The 25,191-nt window shown below is 69.4% G+C and carries 25 protein-coding genes; 17 read left to right on the forward strand and 8 right to left on the reverse strand.

Annotation, left to right across the window (positions count from 1 at the left end):
* Positions 1-27 precede the first annotated feature (27 nt).
* Complete coding sequence (locus KF689_00975; protein MBX3131942.1) at positions 28-1,926, forward strand: peptidase; 1,899 nt, start codon at positions 28-30, stop codon at positions 1,924-1,926.
* A gap of 3 nt (positions 1,927-1,929) precedes the next feature.
* On the opposite strand, the gene KF689_00980 is transcribed toward KF689_00975, so the two are convergent.
* Positions 1,930-2,757: a lysophospholipase gene (locus tag KF689_00980; GenBank protein MBX3131943.1), complete on the reverse strand. Its 828-nt coding sequence runs from the start codon at positions 2,755-2,757 to the stop codon at positions 1,930-1,932.
* 30 nt (positions 2,758-2,787) lie between these two features.
* Between KF689_00980 and KF689_00985 the strand changes: the two genes are divergently transcribed.
* From KF689_00985 to KF689_01000, 4 genes are all read left to right on the forward strand, one after another.
* Positions 2,788-3,564 (forward strand): hypothetical protein, encoded by a 777-nt coding sequence (locus tag KF689_00985; GenBank protein MBX3131944.1) that lies wholly within the window; start codon positions 2,788-2,790, stop codon positions 3,562-3,564.
* Positions 3,561-3,986, forward strand: coding sequence for a DUF393 domain-containing protein (locus KF689_00990; protein MBX3131945.1), 426 nt, complete (start codon positions 3,561-3,563; stop codon positions 3,984-3,986). Before KF689_00985 ends, KF689_00990 begins: the two co-directional genes overlap by 4 nt.
* Before the next feature lie 92 nt (positions 3,987-4,078).
* A complete protein-coding gene (locus tag KF689_00995; protein ID MBX3131946.1) occupies positions 4,079-5,281 on the forward strand; it encodes a tetratricopeptide repeat protein in 1,203 nt (400 codons plus the stop codon).
* The gene (locus KF689_01000) at positions 5,278-6,852 is read left to right on the forward strand and encodes a PDZ domain-containing protein (protein MBX3131947.1); all 1,575 of its coding nucleotides are present in this window, start codon (positions 5,278-5,280) and stop codon (positions 6,850-6,852) included. The genes KF689_00995 and KF689_01000 overlap by 4 nt, the downstream gene beginning before the upstream one ends.
* Here KF689_01000 and KF689_01005 read toward each other — a convergent pair.
* From KF689_01005 to KF689_01020, 4 genes are read right to left on the reverse strand one after another with little or no spacing between them, the layout of a single operon-like run.
* The gene (locus KF689_01005; protein ID MBX3131948.1) at positions 6,849-7,436 is read right to left on the reverse strand and encodes a nucleotidyltransferase family protein; all 588 of its coding nucleotides are present in this window, start codon (positions 7,434-7,436) and stop codon (positions 6,849-6,851) included. The two genes, KF689_01000 and KF689_01005, sit on opposite strands and share 4 nt — an antisense overlap.
* Positions 7,433-8,467 carry an XdhC family protein gene (locus tag KF689_01010; protein MBX3131949.1) on the reverse strand — a complete coding sequence of 345 codons (1,035 nt, stop codon included), beginning with the start codon at positions 8,465-8,467 and terminating at the stop codon, positions 7,433-7,435. Before KF689_01010 ends, KF689_01005 begins: the two co-directional genes overlap by 4 nt.
* Positions 8,468-8,471: 4 nt before the next feature.
* The gene (locus tag KF689_01015; GenBank protein ID MBX3131950.1) at positions 8,472-10,685 is read right to left on the reverse strand and encodes a xanthine dehydrogenase family protein molybdopterin-binding subunit; all 2,214 of its coding nucleotides are present in this window, start codon (positions 10,683-10,685) and stop codon (positions 8,472-8,474) included.
* Positions 10,682-11,176 (reverse strand): (2Fe-2S)-binding protein, encoded by a 495-nt coding sequence (locus KF689_01020; protein MBX3131951.1) that lies wholly within the window; start codon positions 11,174-11,176, stop codon positions 10,682-10,684. Before KF689_01020 ends, KF689_01015 begins: the two co-directional genes overlap by 4 nt.
* A 168-nt stretch (positions 11,177-11,344) precedes the next feature.
* On the opposite strand from KF689_01020, the gene KF689_01025 reads away from it, so the two are divergent.
* The 4 genes from KF689_01025 to KF689_01040 all read left to right on the forward strand — a co-directional run bounded on the left by KF689_01025 (position 11,345) and on the right by KF689_01040 (position 16,660).
* On the forward strand, positions 11,345-12,802 hold the full coding sequence (locus KF689_01025) for a PLDc N-terminal domain-containing protein (protein ID MBX3131952.1): 1,458 nt from the start codon (positions 11,345-11,347) through the stop codon (positions 12,800-12,802).
* A 107-nt stretch (positions 12,803-12,909) separates the two neighbouring features.
* Positions 12,910-14,538 carry a sodium:solute symporter gene (locus tag KF689_01030; protein ID MBX3131953.1) on the forward strand — a complete coding sequence of 543 codons (1,629 nt, stop codon included), beginning with the start codon at positions 12,910-12,912 and terminating at the stop codon, positions 14,536-14,538.
* Positions 14,539-14,631: 93 nt separating this feature from the next.
* A complete protein-coding gene (rocF, locus tag KF689_01035; GenBank protein ID MBX3131954.1) occupies positions 14,632-15,543 on the forward strand; it encodes an arginase in 912 nt (303 codons plus the stop codon).
* A 7-nt stretch (positions 15,544-15,550) separates the two neighbouring features.
* On the forward strand, positions 15,551-16,660 hold the full coding sequence (locus KF689_01040) for a hypothetical protein (GenBank protein MBX3131955.1): 1,110 nt from the start codon (positions 15,551-15,553) through the stop codon (positions 16,658-16,660).
* Between the two features lie 58 nt (positions 16,661-16,718).
* Here KF689_01040 and KF689_01045 read toward each other — a convergent pair whose 3' ends face one another.
* A complete protein-coding gene (locus tag KF689_01045) occupies positions 16,719-17,261 on the reverse strand; it encodes a Rieske (2Fe-2S) protein (protein MBX3131956.1) in 543 nt (180 codons plus the stop codon).
* Between the two features lie 110 nt (positions 17,262-17,371).
* Here KF689_01045 and KF689_01050 point away from each other — a divergent pair, with 110 nt between their 5' ends.
* The 5 genes from KF689_01050 to KF689_01070 all read left to right on the forward strand — a co-directional run bounded on the left by KF689_01050 (position 17,372) and on the right by KF689_01070 (position 20,937).
* The gene (locus KF689_01050) at positions 17,372-18,142 is read left to right on the forward strand and encodes a DUF1275 domain-containing protein (protein MBX3131957.1); all 771 of its coding nucleotides are present in this window, start codon (positions 17,372-17,374) and stop codon (positions 18,140-18,142) included.
* Entirely contained in the window at positions 18,139-19,350 is a 1,212-nt protein-coding gene (locus KF689_01055) for a TCR/Tet family MFS transporter (GenBank protein ID MBX3131958.1), read from the forward strand. Before KF689_01050 ends, KF689_01055 begins: the two co-directional genes overlap by 4 nt.
* A gap of 81 nt (positions 19,351-19,431) precedes the next feature.
* Positions 19,432-20,238, forward strand: a complete 807-nt coding sequence (locus tag KF689_01060) for a hypothetical protein (GenBank protein MBX3131959.1) — start codon at positions 19,432-19,434, stop codon at positions 20,236-20,238.
* Between the two features lie 76 nt (positions 20,239-20,314).
* On the forward strand, positions 20,315-20,524 hold the full coding sequence (locus KF689_01065; protein MBX3131960.1) for a hypothetical protein: 210 nt from the start codon (positions 20,315-20,317) through the stop codon (positions 20,522-20,524).
* Positions 20,525-20,529: 5 nt separating this feature from the next.
* Positions 20,530-20,937, forward strand: a complete 408-nt coding sequence (locus KF689_01070) for a hypothetical protein (GenBank protein MBX3131961.1) — start codon at positions 20,530-20,532, stop codon at positions 20,935-20,937.
* Between the two features lie 131 nt (positions 20,938-21,068).
* On the opposite strand, the gene KF689_01075 is transcribed toward KF689_01070, so the two are convergent.
* The gene (locus KF689_01075; protein MBX3131962.1) at positions 21,069-22,487 is read right to left on the reverse strand and encodes a PLP-dependent aminotransferase family protein; all 1,419 of its coding nucleotides are present in this window, start codon (positions 22,485-22,487) and stop codon (positions 21,069-21,071) included.
* A 105-nt stretch (positions 22,488-22,592) separates the two neighbouring features.
* On the opposite strand from KF689_01075, the gene KF689_01080 reads away from it, so the two are divergent.
* From KF689_01080 to KF689_01090, 3 genes are read left to right on the forward strand one after another with little or no spacing between them, the layout of a single operon-like run.
* Positions 22,593-23,240 carry a DUF998 domain-containing protein gene (locus KF689_01080; protein ID MBX3131963.1) on the forward strand — a complete coding sequence of 216 codons (648 nt, stop codon included), beginning with the start codon at positions 22,593-22,595 and terminating at the stop codon, positions 23,238-23,240.
* Entirely contained in the window at positions 23,237-23,773 is a 537-nt protein-coding gene (locus KF689_01085; GenBank protein ID MBX3131964.1) for a hypothetical protein, read from the forward strand. Before KF689_01080 ends, KF689_01085 begins: the two co-directional genes overlap by 4 nt.
* Positions 23,770-24,567 carry a hypothetical protein gene (locus KF689_01090; GenBank protein ID MBX3131965.1) on the forward strand — a complete coding sequence of 266 codons (798 nt, stop codon included), beginning with the start codon at positions 23,770-23,772 and terminating at the stop codon, positions 24,565-24,567. Before KF689_01085 ends, KF689_01090 begins: the two co-directional genes overlap by 4 nt.
* On the opposite strand, the gene KF689_01095 is transcribed toward KF689_01090, so the two are convergent.
* A complete protein-coding gene (locus KF689_01095; GenBank protein MBX3131966.1) occupies positions 24,561-25,190 on the reverse strand; it encodes a hypothetical protein in 630 nt (209 codons plus the stop codon). The two genes, KF689_01090 and KF689_01095, sit on opposite strands and share 7 nt — an antisense overlap.
* Position 25,191: the final 1 nt, after the last annotated feature.

Consider the following 25,191-nt stretch of genomic DNA (forward strand, 5'->3'; position numbering starts at 1 on the left):
ATGCCCGTCGCGAACGCTCGGGCGCCGATGCGCGTAGCCTGTGCGTCCCGTTCACTCCTTCCAGGTCTGCCGATGCGAGCTTCCTTCCTCGCCTTGCTGCTCTCCGCCGCGCCCCTCGCCGCCCAGATGGGCGGTGGAATGGGCGGTGGCCAAGGTGCCAACCAGCCGCGCGACACCGTGCGCCGCGTCCTCACCATCCCCGGCCTGCGTGACGGTCCGTCGACTTTCCCGCTCACGAACTATCCGGAGATGCAGCCCAAGCAGTGGGGCGTGATGGACTTCCAGCACTATCACACCACCGCCGAGCTCAATTATTGGATGGAGCGCTGGGCCACCGAGCGTCCCGACATCGTCGAGCGCGTACAGGTCGGCACCTCCTTCGGCGGGCAGCCCATCTGGCAGCTCACCATCACCAACAAGGCCACCGGCAAGCACACCGACAAGCCGGCGGCGTTCTTCGAGGGCGGGCGCCACTCGGGCGAGATCACGTCCAGCGAGAGCGTGCTCTGGCTCGCCTGGCACGTCATCGAGAACTACGGCAAGGATCCCGCGATCACGCGGCTGGTGGACGAGAAGGTCCTGTACCTGCGGCCGAACAACAATCCGGACGGCGCGGATATGTACAAGCTCACCGCGCAGGCCAACCGCAGCTCGGTGCGCCCGGTGGACAACGACGGCGACGGCCTGCTCGACGAGGATCCGGGCGAGGATCTCGACGGCGACGGCTTCATCCGCCAGATGCGCAAGTTCGTCGGCGCCGGCAACGGCACGCACGTGGTGGATTCGCTCGACCCCAAGGGCCGCCTGATGCGCCCCGTGGGGATGGGTCGCGGCGATTATCTCCTCTGGCCCGAGGGCATCGACAACGACAAGGACGGCCGTTACAACGAGGACGGCGTCGGCGGGCTCGACCTGCACCGCAACTATCCGTACAACTGGCGTCCCGAGCGCGAGAACACCGGTCGCGGCCAGACGCAGTTCGGTGCCGGCGAGTATCCGCTCTCGGAGCCCGAGACCCGCGCCGTCTTCCTCTGGCAGCTGACGCATCCGAACATCAGCGTCACCAACTCGATGGACACCCAGGTGCCGATGCACCTGCGCGGCCCCAGCACCTGCGAAGAGAAGGATTGCGTCTTCCCGAGCGACCTGCGCCTGATGCAGTACTTCGACTCGGTCGGCCTGTCGTTCACGAACTATCCCTGGGCCGGCGACGTCTACCGCACCTACGCCACGCGCTTCAACCCGAACGGCAACCCGCAGCCGCTCTTCGGCCACGGGCCGGACTTCGGATACTTCCAGATGGGCCAGATCTGGTACGGCGACGAACTCTGGAACGGCGGTCGCGAGCGGGACTACAACGGTGACGGGCGCGTGGACCAATACGAAGTGCTGCGCTACAACGACGAGCACTTCGGCGGCCGCGGCTACCAGATGTGGACCAAGGTGATGCACCCCGACCTCGGTGAGGTCGAGGTCGGCGGGATCAATCCGAAGTTCTGGGCCCAGAACGGTCCGCCCGAGGTGCTCGAGCAGTGGGCCGCCAACCAGGCGCGCTTCAACCTCGCGATGGCGATGGAGCTGCCGAAGGTCGAGATCACGAACACGCAGGTGACGCGGCTGCGCGGGACCCAGCGCGACTCGGCCACGCACGAGGTCCGCGTGACGGTGCGCAACACCGGGCGCATCCCGACGGCACTGGAGCAGGCCAAGCGCGTGCACATCGTGCGGCCCGATGCGCTGAGCGTCGAGGCACCGGGCCTGCGCACCATCGGGCCGCGGCTGCAGGAGTTCTGGCTCGCCGGGCGCGAGACCAAGACCGTCACCGTGCGCGTGCGTGCGCCGGAAGGTCGGGCGGTGGAGGCCAACGCGCGGGTGACGAGCACGCGCGGCGGCATCGCCGACGCGAAGGTGACGATCCCGCAGTAAGCGTCAGCGCGGGACGCGCGCGTCGAGCCAACGCTCGAGGCGCGCGAAGACCGGGGCGGCCAGCGTCCCCTCGTTGAGGATCTCGTGGTAGAGCGCGTCGAAGCGCTCGGACTCCACGACCTCAGTCGGGGCGCTGGCCGCAAACGCATCGCTGCCGGCCGGGTCCACCAATCGGTCGCTGCCGCCGTAGAGCAGCAGCGTGGGCACGGTCCAGCGAGCGGCCGCTCCGAGCGCCGTGGCGCCGGCGTCCAATGTCGCTTTCGCCAATCGCGCGCTGATGCGGTCGTGCACCAGCGGGTCGTCGAGGTATGCGCGCACCGTCGCCGGATCGTGCGCGATGCCGGTCGGGTCCAGTCCATTGGGCTGCGCCAGCCAAGGCAGCAACGCGAGGCCGACGGCGAGCTGGATGCGTTGGACGAAGCTCATCCGGGCGCGCAGCGCCGGACTCGTGAGGATCGCGAAGTCCACCGGCCGACGCCGCGCGGCGAGGAATCCCGCCACGACCGCGCCACCCATCGAGTGCCCCAGCAGGAGCAGCGGGCCGTTCGGCGCGCGCACGGCATCTACCACCGTCGCGAGGTCGGCGGACAGGGCGTCCGTGTGCGGCAGCACGCCGCGCTTGCCGTCGGAGCGGCCGTGTCCGCGGTGGTCGTAACCCACGGCAGTGAACCCACGCGCGGCCAGCCAGGCGGCGACGTGCGCGTAGCGTCCGCCGTGCTCGCCCAAACCGTGCACGATCAGCACCGTGCCGCGTGTGCCCTCTCCCGGCCAGCGGTAGAGGTGCAGGGCGGTACCATCGGCGGCGCGCAGGGACTCGGGAGGCTTGGTCACGGGTATATAGTATGAAGGCTGTAATCTTAGGTGGTTCCCCGGCTCTCGGCGACGATGACGCGATTCCTGCACACGAGACTCCTGACGTTCACGCTGCTCGCGGCGCTGACGCCGCCGGCCGCGCGCGCGCAGGCGTCGGGAGTGCCCGGTGACCAGGCGGCACAGGCCAGCGCACCAGACACCGCGCTGGCTGCGCGCGAGCTCGTGGTCGTGCTGCACGGGATGGGACGGACCACCTACTCGATGCGTCCCGTGGAAACGGCTCTCAAGGCTGCGGGCTATGACGTGCTCAACATCGGCTATTCGAGTTATTGCTGCTCGATCGCCGAGTTGGGTGCGGCACTACGCCGTGAGATTGATGCCAAGCGCCGTCCCGAGCACGTGACGCTGCACTTCGTCGGCCACAGCCTCGGCGGTATCCTCGCGCGCTGGGTGGCGGCGCAGGACGACCGCCCGGCCGGTATCGGACGCATCGTGATGCTCACGCCGCCCAACCAGGGGGCGCGGATGGCGGACCGTTTCACGCCCTTGGTCGGGTGGCTGCTTGAGCCCATCGACGAGTTGCGCACCGATAGTACGGCGACCGTGCGGAAGATCCCGCCGCCGCGGGGCGTCTCCGTGGGCGTGGTAGCGGCGCGCGGCGACGATACGGTGGATATCTCCGAGACCCACATCTACGGCGAGGCGGACCACGTCGTGGTGGACGGCAGCCATACCTTCGTGATGCGCCGCGAAGAGGTGCACCGTCTGGTGCTTGGCTTCCTGCGCGATGGCCGCTTCCCGCTCGACACCCGCAGCGCGCGATGAACGCGTCCGATGCCGCGGTGCCGATCCTCGTCTACGACGGCGATTGCGGATTCTGCGCACGATCGGTGCAGTTCGTCCTCGCCCACGACAGACGCGGCACCGTGCGCTTCGCCGCGCGCGACGGCATTGCCGGGCGCGCCGTGCGTGAGCGGCACTCGCATCTCCTGACCGTGGAGTCGATGCTCTGGGTCGAGACGGTGGACGGGCGCGAGGTGGTCCGCACGCACTCGGATGCCGTGCTCGCGACCGCCGCCTACCTCGGCGGCGGGTACGCCGTCCTGGCGGCACTCGGGCGGCTGGTTCCGCGCATCCTGCGCGACCCGGTCTATAACGCCGTGGCGCGCGTGCGCCGCCGCCTGCTCCGTCGCGCGCCGGCCTGTGCGTTGCCCCAGCCTCACGAACTGGCGAGGATGCTGCCGTAGGGGGCGCAAGCCCGCGAATCCGGTCCGAGGGGTTGACGGCGATGCGCGTCGGGCGCATATCGTGCGTTTAACACTCCCATCGGAGACACAGGATGCGAGCATTTCTCGGCGCGGTCAGCTTGGCTGTCGTGATTCTAGCCGCCGAGCTTGAGGCGCAGAGGCTGGGCCCCGAGGTGCGCCGGCCGCGCCTCACGGCGAGTGCGGACACCAACGACGCCGTCGCCTACCTCGAGCTCGGGATGGCCTCGGCCGCCGAGTCGCCGGATGTGGCGGCCGATGCCTTCTACTGGGCCGCGCGTCTCGATCCTTCCGCACCGGGTGCACTGCACGGACGTCGCATCGCCCTGCTGACGCGTCGTCCACAGACGCTGAACCAGTACTTCCAGGGCGGACGTCGCGCGCGCGAGAATAGCCGCGAGTTCAGGTCGATCGACTCGCTGCAGCTGCGGGCACTGAATCTCGATCCTCTGATGTACCGGATGCTCGACCGCACGCTGCTGTTCACGTACTACTACAACAGCTACCGGCGGCGCGGCGGGAGCCTGACCCGACGGGAGTTCGATCGCGAGCTGCAGTTCGAGTTGCGCAGCGAGAGCCCGGCGACGCGAGCGTGGGTGTTCTATGGTTCTGGCCAGTTCGACGCCGCCATCACCGAATACGATGTCGCCATCCGGGGCTCCAGAGACCCGGTGAATCTGCACATCGAGCGCGCGCGCACGCTCTCGCTGCGCTCGCGTGATACCGAGGCCATCCAAGGCTTCACCAAGGCCATTGAGTTGCTCACGACTCGCGACGAGCGCCGTGGTGAGTACGTGGTGTTCTACGACTCCAAGGCGATGCTGCACCACAGCATCGGCGTGCTGCACATCCGCCAGAACAAGCCGGACTCCGCGCGCGCCGCCTTCGGCCGGGCGATGGAAGAGGACGTCTCCTTCTGGCCGCCGCACATCGAGCTGGGCCGACTCGCGCTCGCCCAGCACGACACGATCACCGCCGTCTCCGAACTCGGACTCGCCGCGACGCTCGCCACCGACGAGCCGTACATCCAGTACGTGTACGGCCAGATGTTGCTCGCCACCGGCCAGGCAGAGGATGCCATTGTGCCGCTGCGCAGCGCCATCGAGTTGGAGCCGTACTACGCCGCACCGCACTTCCTGCTCGCCGAAGCCCTGGCGGCCACGGGCGACAATGCCGGCGCGCGTACGCACTATGAGCGCTACCTCGCACTGTCATCGGTGCGAGATGGTCCGCGCCGCAACACTGCCACGACGCGCCTCACGGCGCTCGCTCGATGAAGGCCGCCCGTTCGCTTTGCGCGGCGGTTGTCGCCGCGGCACTCGCTGCGCCGACGCTTGCGGCGCAGCAGACGCCGGTGCTTCGCCAGCGCACCGCCGCGGAAGACCTGCAGCTGTTCAGCCAGGTCTACAACCAGATCCGCGTCAACCATCCGGACTCACTGGATTCGCACCGGCTGTTTATGGCGGCCATCCAGGCGATGGTGCAGGCCACGGATCCGCACTCGTACGTGATTCCGGCCGCGCGGCTGAGTCCGGGCAAGGAAGACGAACTCCGCGCCGGTCGCCTGCATCCGGTTCCTATCGAATGGAGCTTCGTCGGTGGCTCGGCGGTCGTCGCGAACGTGCACGCCGGGACGGCGGCCCGTCGCGTCGACATCCTCCCGGGTGACGAGCTGGTCGCCGTGGACGGCGAGCCGGTGCGCGCCGAGAGCGCGCTCGAACTGGAGATCGAACTCGCCGGTCCGCGCAACAGCACGACCACGCTCACCTTCGAGCGGCGCCAGCCCGACGGCAGCTACGCGCGACTGGACCGGCGCGTGCGCCGGGAGCGCCGCGCCGAGGAGACCTCGGTTCCGGCGGCGTTTCTGCTCGACGCGCAGACGGCATACATCCGGATCACGACCTTCACCGGCGACCGCACCGCCGAGCAGATGCGCTCCGCGATGGATCGAATGGCGGGAGCCGGTGCGCGTCGACTGGTGCTCGACCTGCGCCAGAATGGTGGTGGCCTCGTGAACGAGGCCCTCGACGTCGCCAGCGAGTTCCTACCCACCGGCACCTTGGTCTACACCTCGGAGTCGCGCCGCGCCAATCCCGACACCGGCCGCGTCCGGCGCGGGCTACGCTCGCCGCGCACCTGGCCGATCGTCGTCCTCATCGACGACGGCACGGCCAGCGCCTCCGAGCTCGTCGTCGGCGCGCTGCAGGACCACGACCGTGCGTTGGTCGTTGGCCGCCCCAGCTTCGGCAAGGCGCTGATAATGCGTGGCTTTCCGCTCTCCGATGGCTCGATCCTCGTGCTCGTCGTCGGGCACCTGAAGACGCCTTGCGGGCGCGTCATCCAGCGGCAGTACAAGGGCATCACCGCGCGCAACTACTATCGGCTCGCCGCCGCGGACCGCGACACCGTCGGTCGCCCGAGCTGCCAGACCAAGGGAGGCCGTACCGTCTACGGAGGCGGCGGCATCTATCCCGACATCGTGACTCCCGTCGCGCCCGCACCGCCGGCGTGGTGGCGACGCATCAGCGCGCTCGACCTCCCGACCACCTGGGCTGGCGGCTACGTCACCGAGCAAGGCGCACGGCTCACGACGGCCGCCGCCTTGGCTGCTGCGCCGTCGATCGAGGCGGCGGCGCTGGCCGGCTTCCGTGCCTTCGCCAAGGAACGCGGCGTCGAGATCCCCGAAGGCGAAGCCACTGACGCGCAGCTCACGCACCTGCTCGTCACGACGGTGGCCTTCGCCAAGTGGGGGAACGAGGGGCTGTACTTAGTGGAAGCGCATCTCGATCCAGAGGTGCGCGGCGCGCTCAAGTACTTCGACGAGATGGAATCGCGCGGCATCCGCTAGCGCGCGGCGTCGTAGTCCTCGGGCGTGTCCACGTCCTGCAGCGCCGCCTCGGGCCAGTCGTGCATCTGGGCCTCGCCCTCGTGCGCCCGCACGACGGCCTTGCCGCAGCCTTCGCCCTGCCAGGCCAGTAACTCGGGCCACAGGGCGCGGCGGAACACCAACGGCGGCGCCAGCACGTCGCCGTAGCGCGAGACGCCCAGTGGCGCGTCGCTCGCCGCGAGGCCATCCACCAGCGCACGCAGCATCGGCGTCGTAACCTGCACCATATCCGCGAGCATCACCAGCGCGGCGTCCACGTCATTGGGCAGGGCACGCAGTCCGGCGTGCAACGACGCACTGGTCGGGCCCGTCGGGTCCGGCGACTCGGCGTAGCGCAGATCCTGCGCGGCCAGCGCCTCGCGCACCCGCGCCGACTCGTGGCCGGTCACGACGACGATCGGCTCGCAGCCGGCGTCGCGCACGCGGCGCACCGTACGGTGCACCATCGCTTCGCCCTCGACGGGCAGGAGCAGCTTGTTGCGGCCCATCCGCCGCGACGCACCGGCCGCGAGCACCACGGCCGCCACCCGCGGCGCGTCGCTCACGTCTCGCTGGGCGACGTGGGCGAGTGGATCGGTGCGCGCCGCTCGCGCAGCGACTTCGGCCGGCGCCCGCTGCGCACCGCCAGCAACTCGGCCACCACGCTGAGCGCCACCTGCTCGGCGCCGTCCGTGCCGATGTCCAGGCCGACGGGGCTGTAGATCCTCGACTCGTCCACCGGGCCCTCGCCGCGCAGGATGCCGAGCAGGCGCTCCGTGCGCGCCCGCGGGCCGAGCACGCCGAGGTAGCGCGCCGGCGTGCGCAAGAGGGCGCGCAGATAGTCGGTGTCATCGGCGAAGTGGTGCGTCATCACGACGGCGTAGCTGTCGTCGTCGAGCACGACGCGCTCGCCGAGGCGAGCGGCATCCGTCTCGACGCGCTGGATGGGGGCAGGGAAGCGTTCGGCGGTGAGCAGGCCGGGTCGACGATCGGCCACGACCACGCGAAATCCCACCTCGGCTGCGAGCCGCGCAACGTGCCGCGCATCGTCACCGGCGCTGACGACGAGCAGGCGCGGCGGCGGGTAGAGCAGTTCGATGAAGCGTTCGCCCTGCACCTCGGAGTCTTCCTCGCTGCCGTGCGCGAGGTCGAGCAGGTTGAGCTCGTCCATCGGCCGGCACGTGCGCGCAGCGGTCTCGAGGTCGGTGGTCACGACGTGCGCCACTTCCGCCGCAATCATCGCGCGCTCGGCGTCGCGCGCGTCGCGCACCGGCTCCACGTACACCTCGACCACGCCTTCGCAGCCGACGCCGAGGTCCCAGGCCTGCACCTCGTCTGCGCCGCCACAGTACTCGCGCAGTTCGGCGACGCCGCTGCGGATCACACGCAACGCCACCTCGCGCACGTCCGCCTCGAGGCAGCCCCCGCTGACGTTGCCGACGTGCTGTCCGTCCGCGGCCACGAGCAGCTTGGCACCCTCGTGGCGGTAGGCCGAACCGCGCACGCGCACGACGGTCGCCAACGCGCAGGGCACGCCCGCCGCGTGCCACTCGGCGAGCTGGGCAAGTACCTGCCGCGTCTCCAGCCAGGTCTTCACGCGCCTAGCTCCACGAGAGGTCGTGCAGGCTGAGCGGCAACGAGCGGATGCGCTTGCCGGTGGCCGCGAAAATCGCGTTGGTCAGCGCCGGGATCACCGGCGGCAGGGCCGGTTCGCCCATCCCCGTCGGCGGCACGTCGCTGAGCACGAAGTCGATCTCCACCGGCGGCGTGCCGGTGATGCGTAGCAACGGATACGTCGTGAAGTTCGACTCCCGCGCCGCGCCGCCCTCGATGGTCACCTGCTGGTTGAGCGCTTCGGCGATGCCGTCGAGCACCGAGCCGCGCACCTGGTTGGCGGCGCCGCTGGGATTGATGATGACACTGCCGACGTCGCCGGCCACCCAGACTTTGTCGACGGTGAGCGTACCGTTGCGGGCCACCGTCACCTCCACCACCTCGGCGAAGTAGCCGCGATGGCTGAAGTGGAAGCCGACGCCCATTCCCTTGCCGCGGGGCAGCGTGCGCGTGCCCCAGGCCGACATCTGCGCCACGCGCTCGAGCACCCCGCGCATCCGTGCGGGGTCCATATAGGAGGGGCGCGGCCCCGGGCCGCTCGGCGGCGGCGGCGCCACGAACTTCCCGAGCAGGTCGAGGCGGAACGCCACGGGATCGCGACCGGCGGCGAGCGCCAGCTCGTCGAGGAAGCTCTGGTACACGAAGGCGATGGCGTTGCTCGTCGGCGCGCGCAGGAAGCCCGTGGGCACGCCGAGCGGCATCGTCGAGACGCCGAGGTGGAAGTTCGGTACGAAGCCGGCCGGGAACTCGCCGAGGCTGATGCCGGCCGCCGGCGCGAAGCTGTTGCCCTCGCCGAAGGTGACGAAGTGGTTGTCCCAGGCCACGAGGTTGCCCTGCGCGTCCACCGCGCCGCGCAGCTTATGGTAGCCGGCCGGGCGGTAGAAGTCGTGCTGCAGGTCGTCCTCGCGCGTCCACGTCAGCTTCACCGGCGCGCCCACCTGCTTGGCGATGGCCGCCGCCTCGACCATATAGTCGTTGTTCAGCCGCCGGCCGAAGCCGCCGCCGCCGCGGATCATATGGATGGTGATGTCTTCCGGCGCGATGCCCAAGGTGTTGGCGCAGAGCGTGCGCCCGGACTGCGGGTTCTGCGTCGGTGCCCAGACCTCGAGCTTGCCGTCCTTGAAGTGTGCCGTGCAGTTCATCGGCTCCAGCGCCGCGTGCGCCAGGAACGGATACTCATACTCGGCTTCCACCACGCGGCCCAGCGCGGCGCTCGGGCCGGCCTCGCCGACGCGTACCAGCGTACGCTGCGGCGCCCCGCGCAGGAACTCCTGCGCCTGCCGCTTGAAGCTCGTATTCGACTGCTGGGCCGTCGGGTGCTCGGCCCAGGTGACGCGCAGCGCATTGCGGGCCACGCGTGCGTTCCAGTACTTGTCGGCGACGATCGCGACGCCGGGCAGCAATCCGTTGAGCTGCGTCGTGCCTTCGATGACGAAGGCATCGCGCACCCCGCGCATCTGCTTGATGGCATCGAGGTTTGCCGAGGCCACGCGGGCACCGAACACCGGTGCCTTGATGTACTGCGCGTGCAGCATTCCCGGCACCGAGACGTCGATGCCGAACAACGGCGCGCCGCGGACGATCTTGGCGTTGTCCACGCCGCCCAGTGGCTTGCCGATGATGCGATAGTCCTTGGGGTCCTTCATCCGCACCGCCGCCGCGTCGGGCGTCGGCAGCGTCGCGGCGCGTTCGGCGAGCTCGGCGTAGCGCAGCACACGCCGGCTGGCGTGGTGATGCACGCGCGCGTCGCCCGAGGTGCTGCACTCGGCTTCGGGGACGTTCCACACCTGTGCGGCGGCGCTGATCATCAGGGCGCGACCGACCGCACCGGCGCGGCGCAGCGGTTCCCAGTTGGTGGGCGTGGCGGTGCTGCCGCCGGCCACCTGCGGGCCGTACTTGGCGGGGTCGCTGTCGGCCTGCTCGATCGTCACCGACTCCCAAGGCACGTCGAGCTCGTCCGCGATCAGTTGCGGCAGCGAGGTCTTCACGCCCTGCCCGACCTCGGGGTTCTTGGCGATGATCGTGACCTGTCCGTCGCGCGTGATGCGGAGGAAGGCGTTCGGCGCAAAGTCGGCATCGGCGCCGGGCTCGGCGGCGCCGAGTTCCGGCAGGCGGTAGTCGAGCTGTGTGCCGATGAGCAGTCCTCCGCCGGCGATGCCGGTGACGCGGAGGAAGTGGCGGCGGTCCACGGCGGCGCTCACTTGGCCTCCCCGGCGGCGGCGCCCGCATCGTTGTTGGCGGCGATCTGCACCGCGCGGTGGATGCCTTCGCGTATGCGATGGTACGTGGCGCAGCGGCAGATGTTGCCTTCCATCGCTGCGTCGATGTCCGCATCCGTCGGCCGCGGGGTGCGGCGCAGCAGGGCGGCCGCCTGCATAATCTGGCCGGCTTGGCAGTACCCGCACTGGGGGACGTCGAGGTCCTGCCACGCGCGTTGCAGCGGGTGCGAGCCGTCAGCCGAGAGGCCTTCGATGGTCGTCACGTTGGCGTTGGCGACACCTGCGGCCGGCATCACGCAGGAGCGGACCGGGTTGCCATTGACGTGCACCGTGCAGGCGCCGCAGGACCCGATCCCGCAGCCGAACTTGGGGCCTTTGAGGTCCAGCTCCTCGCGGAGCACCCAGAGGAGGGGCATATCGTCGGGGACGTCGAGAGTACGGCGCGTCCCGTTGACCGTGAACGTGACCGGCATCGGTGCTCCTGAAGGCAGTAGGATGCAACTTCGCCCCCCGCGGGGACGTCCGCAACGCGCGGGCCCGCGCGCGGCGGCGTTCCCCCTGTGTACGTTTGGGGTACTGGAAGGGTTGCCCGAGTCCCCCGTCTCCGGTCGAGATCGCCGTATGCCTGCCCTCCCTCTGCGATGAACCTCGGTTTCCTGCGCGACCTGCCTGGCTGGTGGCCCCTGGCAACAGGTGCCGTGTGGCTGGCGCTGAACCTCGCCGCCACCTCGCACGTGCTCGTGCAGAAGCGCGACGTGCGCGCCGCCATCGCCTGGGTGGGCGTCATCTGGTTGGTCCCAGTGATCGGCTCGCTACTTTATGCGGCGCTGGGGCTCAACCGCATCCGCCGCCGCGCCGCCGAGCTGCAGCGCGCGCGCCGCCGCGTCCCGAGCTCCACGCCGATCGACAGCGCCGTGGCCCGGGTCGGGACCGAGTCCACCGTGCCCGAGCAGTTCAAGCCGCTGGCGCGCCTCGGCGAGGCGATGAGCGGCCGCCCGCTGCTCACCGGCAACGCCGTCCAGGTGCTCCACAACGGCGACGAGGCCTACCCCGCGATGCTGGCAGCCATCGAGGAGGCACGCTCGAGCATCGCGATGATGAGCTACATCTTCGCCGAGGACGCCGCCGGCCGCCCGTTCATCGAGGCCCTCGGGCGCGCCGTGAAGCGAGGCGTCGAGGTGCGCGTGCTCGTGGACGGCGTCGGCGCGCGCTACACCTGGCCGCCGGTGCACCGCGCGCTGCGCAAGGCAGGCATCCGCGCCGAGCTCTTCCTGCCCGGCATCCGAGACGCCGGGCTCGCCTTCTTCAACCTCCGCACGCACCGCAAGGTGCTTACGGTGGATGGGCGCGTGGCCTTCGCTGGCGGCATCAACATCCAGGCCCGCAACATCCATCGCGACAACCCGCCGCAGATGGTGCGCGACCTACACTTCCGGCTTGAGGGTCCGATCGTCGGCCAATTGCAGGAAGTCTTCGCCGAGGACTGGGCGTTCACCACGCGGGAGCTGCTCGACGGGCCGCTGTGGTATCCGACGCTGCTGCCGGTGGGCGACACCACCGCGCGGGCCTTTACCGACGGCCCCGACGGCGACCTCGAGATCCTGCGCACCGTCCTGCTCGGCGCGCTCTCCAGCGCCCGCGAGTCGGTGCGCATCGTCACGCCCTATTTCTTGCCTGACCAAGGCCTGATTTCCGCGCTGACCGTGGCGGCGCTGCGCGGCGTGCGCGTGGACATCGTCCTGCCCGCGCAGGTGAACATCCCGCTGGTGCAGTGGGCCGCCACCGCCCAACTCTGGCAGGTGCTGCGCCCTGGTTGCCGCGTGCACCTGACGCCGTTGCCTTTCGACCACACCAAGCTGACGGTGATCGATCGCAGCTGGGTCCTGTTCGGCTCGTCCAACTGGGACCCGCGTTCGCTGCGGCTGAACTTCGAGCTGGACGTGGAATGCTTCGATCCGCGCCTCGCCGAACGCCTCGACGAAGAGGTGCGTATGCGCATTGCCGGCGCGTCGGAGCTCACGCTCAGCGACGTGGACGGCCGCCCCGTGTGGAAGAAGATCGGGCACGGCCTCGCCCGCCTCCTCGCCCCTTACCTTTGACCGATGCCTAGTCCCCGCGTCCGTGACACCCTCGTCAGCGTGCTCACCATCCAGGTGATCGCGCTGGCACTGCTCTGGTTGCTCCAGCGGCGCTTCGGAATCTGACGATGCATTGGATCAACTGGGCCATCGTCGGTGCCTACCTGCTCTGGGTCGTGGGAGACGGCATCCGCCGCTCCCGCGGGGCCACGACCATCGAAGGCTACTTCCTCGCAGGCCGCTCGTTGCCGTGGTGGGCCGTCGGCCTCTCGGTGATGGCCACCCAGCTCTCGGCCATCACGCTCATCGGAACGACGGGGCAGGGCGCCACCGACGGACTGCGCTTCGTGCAGTTCTACTTCGGCTTGCCGATCGCGATGGTCATCCTCGGCGTCACGCTGGTGCCGTTCCTCATCAACGCCAAGGTCTATACCGCCTACGAGTACCTCGAGCGGCGCTTCAATCCCGCCACGCGCTCGCTCACCAGCCTTCTGTTCCTGCTGTCGCGCGGGATGTCCTGCGGCACCATCATCGCCGCGCCGGCCGTGGTGCTCTCGGCGGTGCTCGGGCTCGACCTCTGGATCTCCATCGCGCTGATCGGCATCCCGACGATCGCCTACACCGCCGTCGGCGGCGTCGGGGCCGTCACCTGGGCCGACGTCAAGCAGATGGTGGTCATCGTCGCCGCACTCTTTGCCGTCGTCGTCGTGCTCATCTCCCGCCTGCCGATTCCGCTCGGGGATGCGCTGTCGCTGGCCGGCAGCACCGGCAAGCTCAACGCCTTCGACTTCTCCTTCTCGATCACCAACACCTACACGTTCTGGTCCGGGCTCATCGGCGGCACCTTCCTGATGCTGTCGTACTTCGGGGCAGACCAGAGCCAGGTGCAGCGCTACCTCGCGGCCAAGTCGGTGGACGAGGCGCGCAGCTCGCTGTTGATGAGCGCGTACTGGAAGATCCCGCTCCAGGCGCTGGTGCTGCTGGTGGGCATCGGCGTGTTCCTCTTCTATGTGTTCACGCCCGGGCCGCTGCTGTTCAACCCGGCGCAGGACCGCGCCGCGCGCGCCGCCGCGCCGGCAGAGTTCGCGGCGCTCGACGCCCGTTATGCCGACGCCCTCTCGCTCCGCGCCGAGGCCGCCCGTGCGAACAATCGCGCCGTCTTCGCCGCCAGTGACCAAGTCGTCACGGCGGTGCGCAGCGAGGCCTTGGCCACCGCCCAGGAAGCGCTCGGCCGGCCCACCCGTGACGTGAACTACATCATCCCGCGCTTCGTCACGGACCACCTGCCCATCGGGCTCGCCGGCCTGTTCCTCGCCGCCGTGCTGGCGGCCGCGATGAGCAGCATCGCCGCCGAACTCAACTCGCTGGCCACCGCCAGCACCGTCGACTTCTACATCCGGTGGATCAATCCGGCGGCCAGCGAGAGCCAGAACCTTCGCGTCGGCAAGTTGGCCACGATGCTCTGGGGCACCTTCGCCTGCGTGGTCGCGCTCAAGGCGGCCACGCTCGGTTCGCTGATCGAGGTCGTGAACCGCTTCGGTTCCTTCTTCTACGGGTCCATCCTCGGCGTCTTCCTGCTGGCGATGATCCCGCGCGCCCGCGGACTCGGCGCGTTCGTCGGCCTGCTCGCGGGAATGGGCACCGTGGCGTACGTCGCCACCTACCACCCGGCGATCTCCTTCCTCTGGCACAACGTCATCGGCGCGGTCACCGTCGTCACGGTCGGAATGCTGCTCAGCCTGCGCCCCGCGCGCTGACTGCCAATGCAGCGCGGCCGGCATACGCCGTGCAAGCGCTGCATTGGAATGCATTTCCGCGTCTGTTGCAGTCCGCCGTTGTAGCATCCGGCTATGACACAGGTTCGCATCATCGGCGTCCCAATGGACCTCGGCGCGTCGCGCCGCGGCGTGGATATGGGACCATCCGCCGTCCGCTATACCGACCTCCGCGATCGCCTGGCCAAGCTCGGCCACGACGTGGACGACATCGGTAACGTCTCCGTGCCCCTACGCGAGGATGCCGCCCGCGGCGCGCAACGTGGCGCACGCTACCTCGGCGCCATCACCGACGTGTGCAGCGAGGTTGCGACGCGCACGGAAGAAGCCCTCCGCGCCGGTCGGCTTCCCGTGGTCCTCGGCGGCGACCACGCACTTTCTGCCGGCAGCATCGCCGGCGCGTCTCGCTTCCTGAAGTCCAAGGGGCAGCATCTCGGCGCGCTCTGGATCGACGCCCACGGCGACCTCAACACGCCTGGCACCTCCAAGAGCGGCAACGTGCACGGGATGCCGCTGGCCGCGCTGCTCGGGCACGGCGACGCGGCGATGGTCGGCATCGCCGGCGCGGAAGGCGCGCTGCGCAGCACCGACCTCGCGCTGGTCGGCCTGCGCGACCTTGACGCCGCCGAGCGCAGCCACATCAAGAAGTGGAAGCTCTCCGCGTTCACGATGCGCAGCCTCGACGAGCGCGGCGTGCGCACGGTGCTCGAGCAGGCCATCGCCGTCGCGACACGCGACACCGCCGGCATCTGGGTGTCATTCGATATGGACGTGATCGATCCGGAAGAGGCGCCCGGCGTCGGCACCGCCGTCCCCGGCGGGATGACCTACCGCGAAGCCCATCTCGCGATGGAGATGCTCGCCGACACCGGCAAGCTCGTCGGCCTCGATATGGTCGAGGTGAACCCCGTCCTTGACGAACGCAACCGCACCGCCGAGATCGCCTGCGAGCTCATCTGCTCGGCGCTCGGCAAGCGCATTCTCTGAGTCGACGATGACACTCCGCTACACCCCACCCGACTTCACCGCGAAGCCGCTGGCCAAGGCCCCCGCCGCGCGGACCGTGGTCGCCGAGCGCGATGGCGTGCTGCCCGACGGCTTCTTCGCCACCACCAACCTGCCGACCTACGTCAAGAACGCCGACGGGAGCTGGGTGCTCCCGCGCGAACCTCGGATGGACGGCGTGCTCGTGCGCGGCAAGGATAACGCCTGGTGGGTGCGCGAAGGCCGCCGCGTGAAGGCGGGCGACGAAGTGGTCGTCGGCAGCGCCGAGGATGGCAGTGAGGGCGTGCTCGTGCACGCCCGCGGCTTCAGCGGCGACGAGGGCCCCGGCGGCGACTTCCACTTTATGAGCAGCACCGTGAGCCGCGAGAAGCCCATCGACTACACGCAGATCGCGCGGATGCTCGTCGAGGAAAAGCGCCGCGGCGGCTACGTGCTCTGGGTGACCGGTCCGGCGCTCGTGCACTCGCGCGCCCGCGACAACCTCGCGTGGTTCATCCGCAACGGCTACGTGCAGGCCCTCTTGGCCGGCAATGCCGTCGCCGTACACGACATCGAGGCGGCGATCGTCGGGACCACGCTCGGGATGACCAGCGAGGGCGAGCCCACCGCCGGCGGGCACGCCTCGCATATGCGCGCCATCAACGCCGTGCGCCGCGCCGGCAGCATCAAGGCGGCGGTGGGGCAGGGCGTCATCACCGAGGGCATTATGCACGCCTGCGTCGTCGAGGGCGTGCCCTATGTGCTCGGCGGATCCATCCGCGATGACGGCCCGCTGCCTGACGTGCACACCGACGCCGTGAAGGCGCAGGAGGCGACGCGGGCGCACACCATCAAGGCCACGATGGCCGTGATGATCGCGACCGCCCTCCATTCAATTGCGGTCGGCAATATGCTGCCCGCGTACTACGAGGATCCGCAGCGCGGGATGCAGGAGTTGCCGACCATCTGTGTGGACGCCAGCGAGTTTCTCGTCAGCAAGCTCAAGGATCGCGGTACGCACCAGGCCATCGGCGTGGTGACGAATGCGCAGGACTTTATGAGCATCTTGCGCGCGGCGGTGGAGCGTGAGGTACGCGAGACCGACGTCGCCGAGGCGTAGGGGCGGGGCTTGATTGCGCCTCGGAGTGTGTGCGCGCCCCGGTTGGCGCGCGGTGCCGCTAGAGCGTGACCTGCGCCGCCGCCCAGTCCGTGGCGGCGTTGTCGCTGCGTAGCTTCGTCGCGAGGTCCACCACGAGCTCGTCGCCGTCGCGCCGCAGCGCGTAGCGGTCCAGCCCGCGTTCGGCGCGGCCGCCGATCAGCGTGCCGTTCGGCTGGAAGGTGCTGCGGTGCTTGGGGCAGTAGAAGCGGTTGCGGTCGCCCTGCCAGGTCACGCTCTCGCCGCGGTGCGGGCATTCGAGCACGAAGGCCAGCGCCACGCCGCCCACGCGCGCAAGGATCACCTTGTTCGGCGTGTCGATCGTCACGCCGTCGGCGGCGGGGATGGGGTAGCGCAACTCGTCGCCCGTCCGGCGGCCGACCGCGAACCGGCGTTCCAGCGCGCTCAGGCGATCCGGCGTGACACCGAGCGTGGCCAGCGCACCCACCGCCATCAGGCCGGCGCGGAGGAAGTCGCGGCGGTCGTGGCGGATGGCGCAGCTGTCCGTGCCGGCCGTCGTCGCTTCAGCGCTGCAGACGTCTGTCCTTGCGTTCGTTTCTGACATTGCGGCCTCTTGGGCGGGCGAAGGGCTTCGTGTCATACCAACGCCAGCACGCAGGGTTTCGTTAGCCATCCGTTAGGGCAAGCGCGGCAGCGCCGCATAGATTCAGCGCTATGCCGCTCGACTACGCCCGGCGACTCACCGCCCCGGAACGCTCCCGGCAAGGGAACGTCCATCTCGGGGCGGGCCTGGCGTTCGTCGCCGGTGCTACCAACGCCGGGGCCTTTCTCGCCGTCGGGCAGTACACCTCGCATATGACCGGCCTCGTCTCCGAAATGGCCGATGCCGTCGTCCTGCGCCGCTGGCCCGTGGCGGCCACCGCCCTTGGCGGCGTGCTGGCGTTCATCGCCGGCGCGGCGAGCACGGCCATACTCGTCAACTTCGCGCAGCGCCGCCGCCTGCGCAGCGCCTTCGCCCAGCCCTTGCTGCTCGAATCGGCCCTGCTGCTGGCCTTCGGTTTCCTCGGCGCGCGCCTCTCGCAGGTGCACGGCTTCTATACCTCGGTCACCGTGCTCCTGCTCTGTTATATGATGGGCCTGCAGAACGCCGTCATCACGAAGATCTCGCGCGCCGAGATCCGCACGACGCACGTGACCGGACTCATCACGGACCTTGGCATCGAGCTGGGCAAACTCGTGTATTTCAATCGCACTCGCGCGGACGCCATCGCGCCGGTCGCCGCCGACCGCGAGCGCCTCGCGGTCCTCGCAGCGTTGCTGCTGGCCTTCTTCGCGGGCGGCTTGGTCGGGGCGCTCGGGTTCACCAACATCGGCTACCTCACGACCGTGCCGCTGTCCGGCGTGCTGTTGCTGCTGGCCGTCATCCCCGCGCTGGATGACCTGCGCGGAGCGCCGCGCGGTCCCCATCCTCCTGGTACCGTGTGACGCCGCGCCGCGCCGCGCTGGCGTTCATCTTCGTCTCGATCGTCCTCGACATCGTCGCCTTCGGCATCGTCATTCCGGTGCTGCCCAAGCTGATCGAGTCGTTCGTGGACTTCGATGCCGCGCGCGCCGCACAGTGGGTGGGACTCTTCGGGACCGTCTGGGCGCTGATGCAGTTCTGCTGTGCGCCGCTGCTCGGGGCGCTCTCCGACCGCTTCGGCCGCCGCCCGGTGCTGTTGCTCTCGATCAGCGGCCTCGGACTCGACTACGTCTTTATGGCGCTTGCGCCCACGCTCGGCTGGTTGTTCGTCGGGCGCATCATCTCCGGAATGACCGCCGCCGGGTTCGCCACCGCCGCCGCGTACATCGCCGACGTCACCGAACCGGAGCGTCGTGCCGCCGCCTTCGGCCTCGTCGGCGCCGCGTGGGGATTCGGCTTCGTCGTGGGGCCGGCGCTCGGCGGCATCCTCGGTGCCGCCGATCCGCGCCTCCCGTTCTGGGTGGCGGGCGCGCTGGCGTTGGTGAACGCGGCCTATGGCTTCTTCGTCCTGCCGGAGTCCTTGCCGCCCGAGAAGCGCGCCGCCTTCGACCTCAAGCGCGCCAACCCCTTGGGCTCGCTGCGGTTCCTGCAGGCCAACCGCCAACTCTTCGGCCTCGCCGGCACGAGCTTCCTCTACAACCTCGGCCATACCGTCTTCCCGAGCGTCTTCGTCATCTGGGCCAGCTACCGCTATGGCTGGGACGCCAAGGCGGTCGGGCTTTCCCTTGCCGTGGTCGGCATTGCCAACATCCTCGTGCAGGGCGGGCTCGTGCGCCCCCTGGTCCGGCGCGTCGGTGCGCGCCGCGCGATGGCCATCGGCGCCGCGGCCGGGACGCTGGGCTTCGCGCTCTACGGCATCGCCGCGGCGGTGCCGCTCTTCTGGCTCGCAATCTTCGTCTATGCGCCGGCGGGTGTGTTCAACCCGTCGTTGATGGGCGCGATGTCCAAGCGCGTCGGCCCCAGCGAGCAGGGACGCCTGCAGGGAGCGACGAGCTCGTTGATGGGCGTGGCCGGAATGCTCGGGCCGGGCCTCTTTACCCTGAGCTTCGCCTGGGCGATTCGACCCGGCGGCATCGTCCACCTGCCAGGCCTTCCGTTCTTGATCGCCGCGGCGCTCTTTGCGGCCGCCGGTCTCCTGGCGATGCGCAGTACCACGCCCGAATCGGACTGACGAGTCATAGGGCGAGAGGACCATTCCGCGGGCGCGCTCCCGGCGATAGCGTATCGCGATCTCTTCCCCGACGGATTCCCGATGCGCCGAATGTTGGTCTTCTGCAGCGCCCTCTCTCTCGTCCTCGGCTCCGCACTTGAGGCGCAGGGTGCGCCGGTGCGCGCGCGGCTGGGCGCACCCAACGACCGGTGGACGCCTGCGGAGATGGAGCTTGGGCCGGGTGACTCGCTGGACCTCCGGACGCGCAGCGGCGCGGCGGTCCTGCGCGCCGCCCGCGGTGAGGTTAGCATCGAGCGCCGCACTGGCTTCGATCGGCGCACCGGTGCCATACGTGGCGCGATGATCGGCGGCCTGGTCGGCGTGGCGATCCCCCTGCTCATTCCCGAGATGCGCGAGAGCGGCTGGGGCCCGGTCTTCTCGGTGATATTCGGCGCCGTCGGCGTCGGCGGCGGAGCACTGGTCGGCACCGCCTTCGCACCGGCGAGCTGGGAGCCGTATTCCGTGGCTCGTGACGGCTGCGCGGTCTACCGCTTCGCCCCGGGCTCCGTGGTCAAGATCCGCGCCGCGGATGGCAGCCAGCGCTCCGGCACCGTCGTCCGACACGAGGCCGAGGCCATCGCCATCCAGTCAGCCGGTTCAGCGGCTCCCACGGCGCTGCAGACGTCCGGTGCGTCCGCCGAGCTTGCCGTCGGAAAGAACCGCCGCAAGGGCGCGCTGGTCTGGGGCGCCGCCGGGGCTGGGCTTGGCATTGTCGGGGCGGCGACGGACCCCGAGGCTGACGGCAGCACCGCCGTCGCCGCGGTCCTCGGGAACGCACTCTTCTTCGGCGGTATCGGCGCGCTGGTGGGCACGTCAGGCAACACCCGAGTGCCGCTGCCTTGCCGCTAGCGCCCCCACTGGCGTAACGCAGGGCGATGTACGAACCTCAAGGCGTGGAGCGGCACCCCCCACGCCGGAGGTCGCGATGGCTTTCACCCCGCAGGCGCAGGCCGTCTGGGACCGCGTCCCGGAGGCCACCCGCGCCAAGCTCCTCGACAGCGGCTTCTGCACGCGCTGCCTGGCGACGCGTCATTTCGACCTCACCGAAGGCGAGATTCGCGACAAGGAACTCGCCTTGATCGGCAAGTGCGGCACCTGCGGGGCGCGCGTCGTGCGCCTCGTGCAACTCGAATAGACCCTATGCGCTTCGTCCTTCCAATTGTCATTGTCGTGGCACTGAGCGCTGCGGCGCCGCTCCACGCCCAAGCCGCCGTGCGCTGGCAGGAGATCGGCAAGACCTCCACCGGCAATCTGGTCTACGTGGATCCGCGATCGGTGCGCGACACCGCAGGCTTCAAGCAGGCCACGGTGCGCACCGTGTACGCCGAGCCGGTGGATACGCCGCAGGGCCCCATCACCGGCTCGCGGGCGACGGCGCTGTTCGATTGCGCCGCGCAACGCGTGGCGGTGCTCGAGAACATCATCTACCACGACGAGCGCGCCAACCGCGTCTACCGGCGCAGTGCCCCTCAGCGGCCCGGCTTCGGGCCGGCGATGACGAGCACCTTTGCGCACGTAGCAATGCAGCACCTCTGCGCGCCGCGGTAGGGGTCGCTCCTGCGCACGGTGTTCGCGCACGGCTGTGGATGTCGACTGAAGCCTCCGGCTGAAGGTTGGGCGGGTCGCAACTCCAGCTACCTCAGTTGTGCCTCAGTGAGCTCCCGCCTTGTGGCCGACAGCTAGATGCATTCTGACAACCGCCGAAGGCCCTCCGCGATGTCCTCGGGCTCAATGCCACCGTAGCCAAGCAGCAGCCCGGAGCGAGGCGGCGTATCGACATACCTCGGCGAGAGCGGAAACATCGCCACTCCGCGCTCGTGCGCCCGCTGGGCCACGCCGCAATCGTCGACCGCCGGGTCGTCGAAGGTCGCGGCAAGGTGCAGTCCGCCTGGCGCCGCAATCGGCGTCAGCACGCCACGGAACTTCCCGGTGAGCAGCTCGCGCATCGTGTCGTGACGCTTGGTGAACGCGCGCCGCAGGCGTCGGAGATGTTGGGCCAGGACTCCATCCTCAAGGAACTGCGCGAGCGCCGCCTGCGTCGGTACCGGACTATGCCAGTCGGTGGCGTGCTTTGCCTTGCGTAGCGCCGCGTGGAGCGTCGACGGTGCCACCACGAAGCCCAAGCGGAGCGTGGGGAGCATCGACTTGGAGAAGCTGCCCACGTAGAGCACACGGCCGCAGGTGTCGAGGCTGCGCAGTGGCTCAAGGGGTCGCCCGCCGAAGCGGAACTCGCTGTCGTAGTCGTCCTCCACGACTGCGGCGTGATGGGCGGCGGCCCACGACAGCAACGCTTGCCGGCGCTCCATCGACATCGGAATTCCGAGCGGGTACTGGTGCGACGGCGTCACGTACACCAGTCGCGCACGCGCCGGAAGCGCATCCACCACGAGTCCCGCCGCATCCACCGGGACTCCACGCACGGTGCATCCGTGCGCGAGGAACGCCCGCCGCGCCGGCTGGTACCCCGGATCCTCCATCGCCACGACCTGCCGCGGTTCCAGCAGCACGCGCGTCACGAGATCGATTGCTTGCTGGCTGCCACTCGTCACGAGCACGTCGTCCGCGGCGACCGTGAGGCCGCGCGACGTGCGGAGATGACGCGCGATCGCGGCCCGCAGCGCCGGAAGGCCCGCTGCGTCGATGTGCGCCCCCGTTCCCACGGTGATTTGCTGCAACTGCGTCGCCATCCGCCGACGCCACGCGGCATACGGGAACTGCCGTGCATCAGGGAGTCCTGTACGGAAATCGAAGCGCGGCGCCGGACCTGACATATCCAAGCCCTCCGGCAGGGTCTCCCAGAGCGCGCGCGGCGTCAGCGCCGACAGCGTCTCCCTCGACTCCGACTCCGACCTCTGCCGAATGCCCGGCCGCACGAATGTACCGGCTCCAACTCGGCTTACCACGAAGCCCTCGGCCCGCAAGCGTTCGTAGACGACCGTCACTGTCGTGCGCGAGAGCCCCAGTTCCGCGGCCAGACGCCGCGTCGGCGGCAGCGCGTCGTCCGCGTGGAGCCGGCCATCGAGAATCGCATCGCGCATCTGTCGGTACACTTGTGACGCGGCATCGCGCCGGCTGCTGAGCGTGAAATGAAGGGTCACGCGGTCTCCACGAAATGGTCCACTTGAATCGAGGGGAATTGGCGCTTGTTGGTCCACCAGGAGAGGTCTAGCGTCCGTGGCTCACCATTCAGCCCCGCGAACGTCGTGCACCCACCGCAACCGTACCCCACTGCCCACTCGGCCGCACGCCCCTTGCTCTGGTGCGGTGTCCTCGCGGGGCCATTCTATCTGCTGGTCGGCTATGGGCAAGCCCTTGCACGCGAAGGCTTTGATATCCGGCGGCATCCTCTCAGCGTTCTTGCGAACGGCGACCTCGGCTGGATTCAAGTCAGCAACTTCCTGCTCACGAGCGTCCTCGTGCTCTTCGGCGCCGTAGGCCTCCGTCAGGTGCTGCGGAGCACGCGCGGTGGCACCTGGGGTCCATTGCTGCTCGGCACGTACGGTCTTGGCCTATTCGGTGCTGGTGTATTCCCCGCCGCGCCGATGCAAGGGTTTCCACCTGGTGCCAGCCCATCCGCGGCACTTGGCGGTGCGGGCTTGCTGCACTTTGTGTTCGGCGGCATCGGATTCTACGCGTTGATTGCCTCGTGCTTCGTCTTCGCCCGACGCGCCCACACCCTCGGCGATCCCGGATGGGCGGCGGCATCCGTGGCCACCGGCACGCTGTTCTTCGTCAGTTTCGCGGCGATCGCGTCCGGCAACACCTCCGCCACCGCGATGCTCGCCTTCTATGCGGTGATCACGCTCGCGTGGGCCTGGCATTGCGCGCTGCACGTGAGGCATCTGCGTTGAAGGCCTTCGCAATGTTCCTGTGCGGTGCGTCGCTGATGCCGGCGACGTTGTTCGCCCAGGCGGCGTCGGACGGTCGCCGCGATTTCGACTGGGAGATCGGCAAGTGGCGTACGGAGGTGCGCGTGCTGCTGGCGCCCGGGCGCTGGGCCGAATTCGTGGGGACGAGCGACGTCGTGCCGCTCTGGGATGGCGACGCCAACGTGGTGCATCTCGCTGTGGAAGGTGCTAGCGGGCGCATCGAAGGCGTGAGCCTTCGCTTGTACGATTCCGCGAGCGGTCAGTGGAGCCTCAACTACGCGAACCGCCGGACTGGCAAGCTGAGCCCGCCGGTGTACGGCGGCTTCCGCGACGGGCGAGGCGTGTTCCACGGGCAGGACTGGATCGACGGACGCGCGGTGCTGGTGCGATTCATCATCTACGACGTCACGCCGACCTCCGCTCGGTTCGAGCAATCCATCTCATTCGACGGCGGAGAGAACTGGGAGCCGAACTGGATTGCGACGGACAGGCGCCTGCCGGCACCGGAGCGATGACCGGCGAGGCGCTGCGTACGCGCCTGTGGGACTTCGGGCGGGTGTGCTTCGCGATCGGCTTCATCGGCTTGGGCACGGACCACTTCCTGCTCGGCGACTTCGTGACGGGGCGCGCGCCCGCGTGGCCGGCGGGCATCCCCGGTCGCGGCGTGTGGGCTTACGGCACGGGGATCGCCATCATTGCGGCGGGCATCGCGGTGCTCCTGCACACAGGTGCACGCACCGCCGCCTTGGTTCGCGTCGCCGCCTTCGCCGGCGCGGGCCTGGTGGGTGGCTGGGCGGTGCTCCGGCACCTCCTCGTTCTCCCGCAGGCGGCCACGCTCTCGGCCGCGTGGACGCAAGCCGGCAAGGCGGTGGTGTTCACCACGGGTTGCTTGATGGTGGCGGCCGTCTGCAGCCCAGGCCCACTCCAACGTGACCGGGCGTTCGTCACCGCCGGGCGTATGGCGCTGGCAGGGTACCTCGTGTTGACCGGCATCCAGCACTTCCTCTTCGTGTCCTTCGTGGCCGGCCTGATTCCAACGTGGTTCCCGGGCGACGCGACGTTCTGGACCTACGCCGCCGGCGTGGCGCTCATCGTGTTCGGTCTCGGCCTCGCCCTCCCGCGGACCGCCTTCGCATCCGGCTCGCTGGCCGGACTGATGGTCTTCTCGTGGTTCTTCATCGTCCACGTGACGGCCGAGTTTGCCGGGAGGGCCGATCACATTGCCGTGTATGAGGCGCTCGCCGTCGCCGGGTTGCTCTGGGTGGCAGCCGCCAGCGCAGCGACCGGCCCGACGGCGGACGTCTACTGACGAATCTCGATGTAGCGCTCGAGGCGCGCGACTTCCTGCGTGTTCACGTACTTGCCGATCTCGCGCCGGAACTGCTCGATGCCGCGGTACGGCCGGTACTCCTTGAACTCGCGCAGCATCCGGGGGCCGAAGCCGGGAATCGTCATCAGGTCTTCGTCGCTGGCGCTGTTGAGGTCCATCGGCACGAACACGTACTGCTCGAGACGCGCGACTTCGTCGGCGTTCACGTACTTGGCCATCTCGCGGCGGAACTGGGCGATGCCGCGGTAGGGGCGGTATTCATTGAATTCGCGCAGCATCCGCGGGCCCATTCCCGGGATGAGCATAATCTCGTCGCGCGAGGCGGTATTCAGGTTCAGGTGCACCCACAGGCGCCGGTACAGCTCGCTGCGCTGCTCGGCGGACAGACGCGGGGAGAGGAAGTCATTGAGCGCCGTCGGCGACAGGAAGGGACGCGCACCCACCAGCGCACGCGCCAGCTCGGCGTTCATTCCGGGCAACTGGGCAATCTCCGCTTCCGGCGCGGTGTTGGCTTCGAGGACGGTGACGGACTTGCCGACCTGTGCGGTCGCCGGAACGGCGAGCATCAGCGCAGCGGCGGCAATGGCGATACGGCGGAACATC

The sequence above is a fragment of the Gemmatimonadaceae bacterium genome (assembly GCA_019637355.1).
Classification (GTDB): domain Bacteria; phylum Gemmatimonadota; class Gemmatimonadetes; order Gemmatimonadales; family Gemmatimonadaceae; genus Pseudogemmatithrix.

Excerpts from the sequence above, each read along its gene's own strand:
- KF689_01095 (MBX3131966.1), bottom strand. The coding sequence starts at position 25,190 with ATGTTCCGCCGTATCGCCATTGCCGCCGCTGCGCTGATGCTCGCCGTT.
- KF689_01065 (MBX3131960.1), top strand. The coding sequence starts at position 20,315 with ATGGCTTTCACCCCGCAGGCGCAGGCCGTCTGGGACCGCGTCCCGGAG.
- KF689_01000 (MBX3131947.1), top strand. The coding sequence starts at position 5,278 with ATGAAGGCCGCCCGTTCGCTTTGCGCGGCGGTTGTCGCCGCGGCACTC.
- KF689_00995 (MBX3131946.1), top strand. The coding sequence starts at position 4,079 with ATGCGAGCATTTCTCGGCGCGGTCAGCTTGGCTGTCGTGATTCTAGCC.
- KF689_01060 (MBX3131959.1), top strand. The coding sequence starts at position 19,432 with ATGCGCCGAATGTTGGTCTTCTGCAGCGCCCTCTCTCTCGTCCTCGGC.
- KF689_00990 (MBX3131945.1), top strand. The coding sequence starts at position 3,561 with ATGAACGCGTCCGATGCCGCGGTGCCGATCCTCGTCTACGACGGCGAT.
- KF689_01020 (MBX3131951.1), bottom strand. The coding sequence starts at position 11,176 with ATGCCGGTCACGTTCACGGTCAACGGGACGCGCCGTACTCTCGACGTC.
- KF689_01025 (MBX3131952.1), top strand. The coding sequence starts at position 11,345 with ATGAACCTCGGTTTCCTGCGCGACCTGCCTGGCTGGTGGCCCCTGGCA.
- KF689_01090 (MBX3131965.1), top strand. The coding sequence starts at position 23,770 with ATGACCGGCGAGGCGCTGCGTACGCGCCTGTGGGACTTCGGGCGGGTG.
- KF689_00975 (MBX3131942.1), top strand. The coding sequence starts at position 28 with ATGCGCGTAGCCTGTGCGTCCCGTTCACTCCTTCCAGGTCTGCCGATG.
- KF689_01050 (MBX3131957.1), top strand. The coding sequence starts at position 17,372 with ATGCCGCTCGACTACGCCCGGCGACTCACCGCCCCGGAACGCTCCCGG.
- KF689_01070 (MBX3131961.1), top strand. The coding sequence starts at position 20,530 with ATGCGCTTCGTCCTTCCAATTGTCATTGTCGTGGCACTGAGCGCTGCG.
- KF689_01030 (MBX3131953.1), top strand. The coding sequence starts at position 12,910 with ATGCATTGGATCAACTGGGCCATCGTCGGTGCCTACCTGCTCTGGGTC.
- KF689_01040 (MBX3131955.1), top strand. The coding sequence starts at position 15,551 with ATGACACTCCGCTACACCCCACCCGACTTCACCGCGAAGCCGCTGGCC.
- rocF (MBX3131954.1), top strand. The coding sequence starts at position 14,632 with ATGACACAGGTTCGCATCATCGGCGTCCCAATGGACCTCGGCGCGTCG.
- KF689_01045 (MBX3131956.1), bottom strand. The coding sequence starts at position 17,261 with ATGTCAGAAACGAACGCAAGGACAGACGTCTGCAGCGCTGAAGCGACG.